This is a genomic window from Anaerolineae bacterium, from assembly GCA_011176535.1.
Taxonomy (GTDB): domain Bacteria; phylum Chloroflexota; class Anaerolineae; order Anaerolineales; family DRMV01; genus DUEP01.
On sequence record DUEP01000088.1, the window covers coordinates 1 to 8,701 of the forward strand.

At 62.4% G+C, this 8,701-nt stretch carries 8 protein-coding genes and 1 tRNA gene; all 9 read left to right on the forward strand.

The window, feature by feature from the left end; all coding sequences use genetic code 11:
* The coding region (locus G4O04_08245; protein ID HEY58506.1) for a bifunctional oligoribonuclease/PAP phosphatase NrnA at positions 1 to 189 on the forward strand (189 nt) is incomplete at its 5' end.
* A 95-nt stretch (positions 190 to 284) separates the two neighbouring features.
* On the forward strand, positions 285 to 1,217 hold the full coding sequence (gene truB, locus G4O04_08250) for a tRNA pseudouridine(55) synthase TruB (protein ID HEY58507.1): 933 nt from the start codon (positions 285 to 287) through the stop codon (positions 1,215 to 1,217).
* Positions 1,218 to 1,235: 18 nt separating this feature from the next.
* Complete coding sequence (locus G4O04_08255) at positions 1,236 to 2,168, forward strand: bifunctional riboflavin kinase/FAD synthetase (GenBank protein HEY58508.1); 933 nt, start codon at positions 1,236 to 1,238, stop codon at positions 2,166 to 2,168.
* Entirely contained in the window at positions 2,158 to 3,576 is a 1,419-nt protein-coding gene (locus G4O04_08260; GenBank protein HEY58509.1) for an FAD-dependent thymidylate synthase, read from the forward strand. Before G4O04_08255 ends, G4O04_08260 begins: the two co-directional genes overlap by 11 nt.
* A gap of 78 nt (positions 3,577 to 3,654) precedes the next feature.
* Positions 3,655 to 4,359 carry a hypothetical protein gene (locus G4O04_08265; protein ID HEY58510.1) on the forward strand — a complete coding sequence of 235 codons (705 nt, stop codon included), beginning with the start codon at positions 3,655 to 3,657 and terminating at the stop codon, positions 4,357 to 4,359.
* Complete coding sequence (locus tag G4O04_08270) at positions 4,356 to 6,119, forward strand: ABC transporter ATP-binding protein (GenBank protein ID HEY58511.1); 1,764 nt, start codon at positions 4,356 to 4,358, stop codon at positions 6,117 to 6,119. The genes G4O04_08265 and G4O04_08270 overlap by 4 nt, the downstream gene beginning before the upstream one ends.
* Before the next feature lie 9 nt (positions 6,120 to 6,128).
* Positions 6,129 to 7,964, forward strand: coding sequence for an ABC transporter ATP-binding protein (locus G4O04_08275; GenBank protein HEY58512.1), 1,836 nt, complete (start codon positions 6,129 to 6,131; stop codon positions 7,962 to 7,964).
* A gap of 113 nt (positions 7,965 to 8,077) precedes the next feature.
* Positions 8,078 to 8,149: transfer RNA gene (locus tag G4O04_08280), tRNA-Lys, on the forward strand.
* Positions 8,150 to 8,246: 97 nt separating this feature from the next.
* Entirely contained in the window at positions 8,247 to 8,435 is a 189-nt protein-coding gene (locus G4O04_08285) for a hypothetical protein (protein ID HEY58513.1), read from the forward strand.
* Positions 8,436 to 8,701 lie beyond the last annotated feature (266 nt).

The window sequence follows — 8,701 nt, forward strand, 5'->3', positions numbered from 1 at the left end:
CAGTCCGATGGCACGGTGAAAGTGAGTTGGCGCGCCCGCCCGGGTGTGGATGTCTCGGGCGTGGCGTTGCAGTTTGGGGGCGGGGGACACGCGCCAGCCGCCGGAGCCACCATCCCTGGCCCATTATCTGAGGTCCAGGAACGGGTGCTGGCAGCGACGCGCAGGCTCCTGGCCCCTCAGGAGGTTTAGTGCCTGGCGTTTGGTCTTGACTTCCTCAGCCCCTGGAGGAAGCGTGTTTGTTGTTCGTTCAATCCCTGCTATCCTGCATGTAAAGGGGAGGAAAAATGTACCAAGACAAAGAGAAGCGAGTGATTCAGGATGTGGTTTCCGGGGTTCTGGTGGTGGATAAACCGGTGGGGTTGACTTCCCACGATGTGGTGAAGATCATCCGCCGAGGGACGGGGATCCGCCGCGCAGGGCACACGGGAACCCTGGACCCGCGGGCTTCGGGCGTTCTGGTGGTGCTCATCGGCCCGGCGGTGCGGTTGAGTGAGTGGGTCTCCGAGGCGGACAAACGCTACATGGCCACCATTCGCCTGGGCACAGCCACGGACACCTATGACGCCGATGGGCGGGTGACGGCCACGGCCCCCTGGGAGAACATCACCGAGGAAGAGTTCGCCGCCATGCTCAAGGATTTCGAGGGCGAAATTCTGCAGGCTCCCCCGCCTTATTCGGCGGTGCGTGTCAAGGGCAAACGTGCCTACGACCTGGCCCGCCAGGGCAAGAAGGTGGAGTTGAAGCCGCGCAAGGTGCATGTGTACAACCTGGAGTTGCTAGAGTGGGCCCCGCCGGAGGTTGTGGTGGATGTGCACTGCTCCTCGGGCACCTATGTGCGCTCCCTGGCCCACGAAATCGGCCAGCGGTTGGGTTGCGGGGCGCATCTGGTGGGGCTGCGCCGCACCAAGGCCGGCCGTTTCACCCTGCGCGACGCCGTGCCCCTGCGACGCCTGCAAGAGGCTTTCGAGGCCGGCGACTGGTATCGCTATCTCATCCCCGCGGCTGAGGCCCTGGCCGACTGGCCGCAGGTGGTGCTCGACTTCGACGAAGTGGAGACCATTCGTCACGGCCAGCGCATCCTGGCCAAAGGGGAGCACGAACTCAAGGATGGCGATCTGGTCTGCGCGGTGACCGAGCAAGGGGACCTGGCCGCGGTGTTGAAGTATGTGGCCGAGACCAATGTGTTCCAGCCGCGCAAGGTGTTCTTCCTCTCGTAGGAGGGTGGGCGGCGGCTTATGCAACATTACCGTTCCCTTGAAGGGGTTCACCTGCAAGGGGCCTGGTTGACCATCGGCGCGTTCGACGGGGTGCATTTGGGTCATCGGGCCATCATCGAGCCTTTTGTGGCCGAGGCCCATGCGGCAGGTGCCCCGGCGGTGGTGTTGACCTTCTTCCCGCACCCTTCGGTGGTGTTACAGCGGCAGCAACGCCCTTTTTACCTCAGCACGCCTGAGGAGAAGGCCGAGTTGCTGGGCGCGTTGGGAGTGGATGTGGTCATCACCCATCGCTTCAACCGGCGGGTGGCGGCGTTGTCGGCCCGGGCTTTCATGGAGCGTCTCAAGGCCCATCTGGGATTGCGCATGCTGTGGGTGGGTTACGATTTTGCCTTAGGGCGCAACCGTGAGGGCGATATCCCCACCTTGAAGCGCCTGGGGGAGGAGTTGGGGTATCAGGTCCATGTGATGGAGGCCGTCACCCTGAACGGGGAGGTGATTTCTTCCTCTCGCATCCGGACGCTGTTGAGCGCCGGTCAGGTGGAGGAAGCGGCGCGTTTGTTGGGGCGACCTTATCAGGTGACGGGCAAGGTGGTGCAGGGAGATGGCCGGGGGCGTCAGTTGGGGTTCCCCACGGCCAATTTGAAGATTTGGGCGCGGCGGATGGTGCCTGGCCCAGGGGTCTATGTGGCCCAGGCCCGGCTGGCCGACGGCGGCACCTGGGGGGCGGTGGTCAATGTGGGGGTACGGCCCACTTTTGAGGCTCAGCCCCGGGCCCCGTGGGTGGAGGCCCACCTGTTAGGGTTTCAAGGGGACCTCTATGGGCGGTGTCTGACCCTGGCGTTTCTCCACCGCCTGCGGGAGGAACGCCCTTTCCCCTCTCCAGAGGCTCTGGCCGAACAGATCCGCCGGGATGTCCGGCGCGCGGAGGAGATGCTGGCGCATGTCCGCTAAACCTCGGGTCTATCTTCTTTCCCCGAAGACCTATTCCCAGGAAGTGATCGCGGTCACTTTTGCCAAGACCTCGCGTTCGCCCCTGCCCTTCGATGCCATTGCGGCTGAATTGAACGAGCCGGAGAGCGCCCGTTTTCACGAGAAATGGGTCATCGGTTACGGGCATGCTTCGGTGGCCGAGCACGCGGTGTTGCATCTGGCCGTGGAGGGCCTGTCGCGGCTGGCCACCGAAGCCCTGCAATCCACCCGGCTGGCTTCGTACACCGAGAAGTCCAGCCGCTACCAGCCCTTTGGGCCGGAAGACTTCGTGATGCCGCCGGAGTTGGACGAGCGGCCCGAAGGACGGCGCTTGTATCGCGAGGCGGTGCAGGCGCTGTTTGCCGCGTACCATCGTTGCCTGGCCACCGCGCACGATTGGGTGGCGCAGCGGGTGCCCCGTCGGGAAGGGGAAAGCGAGCGGGCGTGGGAGAGCCGCCTGCGCTCGCGCTACGCCGATGCGTGCCGTTTCCTGCTCCCCGCGGCCGCGCAGACCAATGTGGGGATGACCGTCAACGCCCGGGCGTTGGCCCATCTGCTGCGCAAGATGCTCTCGCATCCCCTGACCGAGGTGCGCCAGTTGGGGCGGCGGATGCAGGAGGTGGCCTTGGCCGAGGTGCCGACTTTGGTGCGTTATGTGGAGCCGGTGGGCTACTGGCAACGCGCGGCGGCCCGTTTGACCGCAGCGGCCCGTGCGCTGCCGCGCTCCTCGCCGGACGAATGGTGCCGTTTGGTTCACTATGAGCCCGATGGGGAGGCGCGCGTGCTGGCCTCGACCCTGGTTCGCTTTGGCGAAGCGGACTATCCGACGAGCCTGGCTTATGTGAAGGGGCTGCCCGCCGGGAAGCGCCTGGCGCTGGTTGAGGCCTTGTTGGAAGGGATGGGCCCCCATGATGTGCCCTTGCGTGAATTGGAGCACACCGGATACACCTTTGACCTGGTGATGGATCAGGGAGCCTATTACGAATTCAAACGCCATCGTATGATGAGCCAGACCCCTCAACGCTTGAGCACCCGCCTGGGATATGCCGTGCCGCGCTTGCTGGTGGAGGTGGGGCTGGCGGAGGAATATCGCCAGGTCATGGAGCAGGCGGCGCAGACCTACGAACGGTTGGCGGCCTGGAACACCGAGGTGGCGGCGTATGTGGTGCCCAACGGCTTTCGCCGGCGCGTGTTGGCCACCTTCAACTTGCGGGAAGCGTATCACTTCCTGGCGCTGCGCTCGGCGTCCAACGCCCATTTTTCCATTCGCCGGGTGGCGTTGCGTATAGCCGAGGAGATCCGCAGAGCGCATCCTGCCCTGAGTGTTTATGTGCGTTTGCCCGAGGCGGACTGGCGGGCGGTGGAAGAAGAGCATTTCGCCCGGCCCTGAGTTGGCAAACCTGGCGAATCGCGGTAGAATGGAAGTGCCCCGCTTGAGGGGTTGTTTTTGGCGAGGAGCATTAGACAAATGTCTAACCATCGTTTTGCACGACTATACGCCGCTTGCGAGGCCCCGGTGGCTGCCTTTGACTGCGGCGAAAAGTGCGCGCCTTACAACGCGGGCGGTCTGCCTTTTTGCTGCGACCCCCGTCACGCCGTACCCACCCTTTATCTCGAAGAATGGGCCTACTTGCAGGAGGCAGCGCCGGGGTTTTGGCGGCCCTGGGAAGGCGAAACGCCAGAAGAAACTCAGGCCCTCCGCGAGGAGACGCCCCAGGGGCAGATCCCGGCGGTCTGCGCCGGGCCGGCGTTTTGCGCCACCCACCGTCCTTACCGTTCCCTGACCTGCCGGGCTTTCCCCTTCTTCCCTTACCTGGACCGCCAGAGCAATTTCCTGGGGCTCTCTTACTACTGGCAGTACGAGGATCGCTGCTGGCTCCTCAGCCATCTGGATGTGGTCACCGAGGCGTATCGTGACCAGTTTGTGCAGGCCTTTGAGCAGTTGTTTCGCTGGTACCCACGGGAACGCGAGAATTTTCGCTACCACAGCATGATCATGCGGCGGGTGTTTGGCCGCTGGCATCGAGAGATTCCCCTTTTGCACCGGGATGGTGGATGGTTTCTGGTGCGCCCCAGAGATGGGCGGCTGCGCCCGGTGGACCCCCGTTGGCTGCCCAAGCACGGTGTGTACGCCATCGCTGCAGACCTTCCTTTTCCGGATGAGGTAGCATGAGCACGGTTTCCCATGCTTCGGAATTTACCCCCCCGCGGCAGTATCGGGTGAGCCATCGTAGCGCCGAGCGCTGGGTGCTTTCCCATGCGCTGCGGTACTGGTATTTGTTCGTGTTGCTGTTCATCGGCGCTTTTGGCAACGCGGCCCTGGCCGCAGCCGTGCCCATGCTGGTGGGGCGAGCGTTCAACGCGGTGGTGGCCTCGCCACCTCAGACCCGCGCCCTGCTCACCGTGGCGCTCTGGATTGCCGGGACGCAGGTGTTGCGCGGGGGCTTGCAATTTTTGCGCAATTTCGGCGCCGAGTGGTTGGCCCAGCGGCTGGAGCGGGATGTGCGCGATGAATTGTATGTTTCCCTGCTGGGCAAGAGCATGACCTTCCACAACCTGCAGTCGGTGGGCGACATTATGGCCCGCGCCACCAACGATGTGCGTGAGGTCAACCTGATGTTCAGCCCGGGTATCAACCTGGTCATCGGCTCGGCCAACTTTCTTTTCATGCCCCTGCTGGCCGCGCCCCGTTATCATCCCGCCCTGATGCTCACACCGGCCGTGTTCATTGTGGTGTACTTCTTTCTGGTGGCCCAATACCTGCATGAATTGCGCCCGGTGAGCGACCAGGTGCGCAGCGCTTTTGGGCGCATGAACACCCGCCTGAGCGAGGCCCTGGACGGCATCGAGACGGTGAAGGGGGCCGCCCAGGAGCGGGGAGAAGTGGGACGCTTTTTGAGTCATGCCCGCGAGTTTCGGGATGCCATGGTGCGCCAGGGCGATATCGAGGCGCGGTTTTTCCCCTTCCTGCTGTTGGCCCTGGCTCAGGCGGGGGGGCTGGTCCACGCCATGCTGCTCTTTCGTCAGGGCGCGCTGGATCTGGGCCAGGTGGTGGCCTATTTTGGCCTCTTGCAGTTGTTCGGTTTCCCGGTATTCGTCTCGCAGTTCGCTTATTCCCAGGTGTCGCTGGGGCTGGCCGGCGCGCGGCGGATCCTGGAATTGATCAACAAGGAGACCCGCCTCGACCAGAATCTGGCGGGCTATGTGGCCCCCATTCGGGGGGCGGTGGCGTTTGAAGGCGTCACCTTTGCGTATGAAGCAGGCGCTCCGGTGCTGGAAGGTATTACCTTTCGGGTGGAGCCCGGTATGCGGGTGGCGGTGGTCGGGCAAACGGGGTCTGGGAAGACCACCCTGGTGAAACTCATCAACCGGACCTACGATGTCACCGCAGGTCGGGTGCTGGTCGATGGCGTGGATGTCCGGGAGTGGAACCTGGAGTCCCTCCGTTCCCAGATTGCTATCATTGAGCAGGACATCTTTCTCTTTTCTCGCACCGTGGCAGAGAACATTGCCTTTGGCAAGCCGGGTGCTACCCGCGAGGAGATTATCCGGGCGGCCAAGTTGGCCCAGGCTCATGAGTTCATCATGGGCTTTAAGGATGGATACGATACGGTCATCGGTGAGCGCGGGGTGACCCTTTCGGGCGGCCAACGTCAGCGTCTGGCGCTGGCCCGGGCCTTTCTCACCGATCCGCGAATCCTCATTCTGGACGACTCGACCAGCGCCATCGACAGCGCCACCGAGGACAAAATCCAGCGGGCCATTTTTGCGGCTTCCAGGGGACGCACCACTTTCATCATCACCCACCGCCTGTCGCAGATCCGTTGGGCCGACCTCATCGTGGTGCTGCGCAAGGGGCGCCTGGTGGCCGTGGGCACGCACGAAGAACTGCTTCAATCGTCCCCAATTTACCGTCGCATCTTTACCGAGTAGCGAGGCGATATGGGTCTGTTTGCTGGATTGGATGTCGAGGGCTACGACCGTCAGTATAGCGATCGCGAACTGATGGCACGGATGGCCGCTTACTTCCGCCCTCAGGCGAAGCGGCTGGCGGCCATTGTGGTTTTGCTCACCCTGACTTCGTTGGCCGGGGCGGCTCTGCCCATGTTTCTTTCGCGGGTGGTGGATGCCTTGCGCGGGCATCTGACCTTGGGGACGATTGCTTTGCTGGGGGGCATGGTGCTGGGTGCCGGGGTGGTGAACTGGGGGGCCAACTGGGCCCGTCGGCGGCTGACCACCCGCGCGGTGGCCGATGTAATCCTGCAATTGCGCACCGATGCCTTTGCGGCGGTCACCGAGCACGACCTTTCCTTCTTTGACGAGTACACTTCGGGGCGGGTGGTCTCGCGCATAACCTCCGACACCCGCGATTTTGGTCAGGTGGTCGTGTTGCTCACCGATTTGGCGGCGCAGGTGCTGCAGGCCGGGATTCTGGCCGTGGTGCTCGTGCGCACCGAGTGGCGGCTTTCGTTGGTGCTGTTCGCCTTTCTGCCCGTGGTTTTTCTGGTCGCTCTGGGCTTTCGCCGTTGGGCGCGCGCGGTGACCCGCGCCGGGATGCAGGCCATCGCTACCGTCAACGCCACCATCAAGGAAACCGTAGCCGGTATCGCCGTGGCCAAGAACTTCCGTCAGGAAGCGGCCATCTATCAGGAGTTTGACGCGGCCAATCAGCAGTCCTACCGGGTGAATGTGCGGCGGGGGTTGGTGCTGACCCTGGTGTTCCCCACCCTTAACGCCTTAGGTGGCCTGGGAACGGCGCTTTTGGTCTATGTGGGCGGGATGAGCGCCGCCCAGGGCATGGTCAGCGCCGGTGCCTGGTATCTTTTGTTGCAAAGCCTGGATCGCTTCTGGTTCCCGGTGCTCAATCTCTCGTCGTTTTGGACCCAGGTGCAAAGCGGCCTGGCGGCGGCCGAGCGGGTGTTCGCCTTGATTGATGTAGAATCGTCGGTGCGCCAGGTGGATCGCCGCCCTGTGCCCCGACTCAAGGGGGACATTCGCTTCGAGCAGGTTTGGTTCCGGTACACCGAGCAGGAATCGGTGCTGGAGGACTTCAATTTGCACATTCGCCCTGGCGAGAACCTGGCCATTGTGGGGCACACCGGGGCGGGGAAGTCATCCATCGCCAAATTGATCGCCCGGTTTTATGAGTTCCAACGCGGGCGTATTTGGATCGACGGGATGGACATTCGCACCCTGGATTTGCAACAATACCGCCGTCAGTTGGGGATTGTGTCTCAGGTGCCTTTCCTGTTCTCGGGCACGGTGTTGGAGAACATCCGTTACGCCGCTCCAGAAGCGACGCGGGAGGAAGCCGAGCGCCTGGCGCGGCAAATCGGCGATGGTGAGTGGTTGGAGACCCTGCCCCAGGGCCTGGATACCGAGGTGGGCGAGCGTGGCAATCTACTTTCCATGGGGCAGCGTCAACTGGTGGCCTTGTTGCGGGTGATGGTCCACCGTCCCAGCATTTTTATCCTCGATGAGGCCACGGCCAGCATTGACCCCTTCACCGAGTGGCAGATTCAGCAGGCCCTTTCCATGATTTTGCGCAACACCACCAGCATTTTGATCGCCCATCGCCTTTCCACGGTGCGCTCGGCGGATCGGATCATCGTTTTGGAGAAAGGACGCATCCTGGAGGAGGGTGACCACGAGACCTTGCTGGCCCGCGGCGGGCATTACGCGGAACTGTACAACACCTACTTCCGCCATCAAAGCCTGGCCTATGTGGAAAACGCTTACGCTTTGGCTCAGGAGTCCGGGGGAGAGGCCGACCCGTGAGCCTTTTTTGCCGGGGAGCGGCGTTCAGGGTCTGTTGAGGGCGGAAAAGAGTTGATGAATCCTTTCGCTCGGCGTTGACGGCGGCCTGTGAGCGTGATAAAATTTGGGCGTGTGGGCGCGTAGCTCAATGGCAGAGCAGTGGCCTTTTAAGCCATTGGTTGCAGGTTCGAGTCCTGCCGCGCTCACCTGATCCAAATACTCGGCGGGCTTCGCCCCGCAACGCAAATAAAACGCCCGCGGACCTCGCCGCGGGCGTTGGCGTAATAGCATCTGGAGGCATCCATGGCCCTTCTTGAGGCCCCAACTACTACTTTGCCTTTAATCTTCCCGTTGGCCGAGGCCGCCAGGGAAATGGGGGTTGAGAAGCGGTTTTTGCACGATATGGCACAATCTGGAAAAATTTGTGCTTTCGTGGAGCCTGACGGAACCATGTATGTTCAAATGACCGACCCTAAGGCCTTCACGGTTTAACAGGAGGAGGAAGACATCAACGCCCGCCTGCGCCAAGTCCGGCGGGAGGGCTTCGCACATTTGGAGGGGGTGGAGATTGGCATGAGCGAAGCAGCGCGGGAGTTTGGGGTTTCGCTACAGACCATCTGTAAAGTGGGTAAAACGAGGGTATATCAGAGTGTTACGAACCGAAGGCCGAAGAAAGTGTCTCGACAAGAGCGATGTAGCCTTTTGTAGCGCTATGTATGAAGTACGTACGCCATTTGGCAGCCAGCACCTCTACTCAC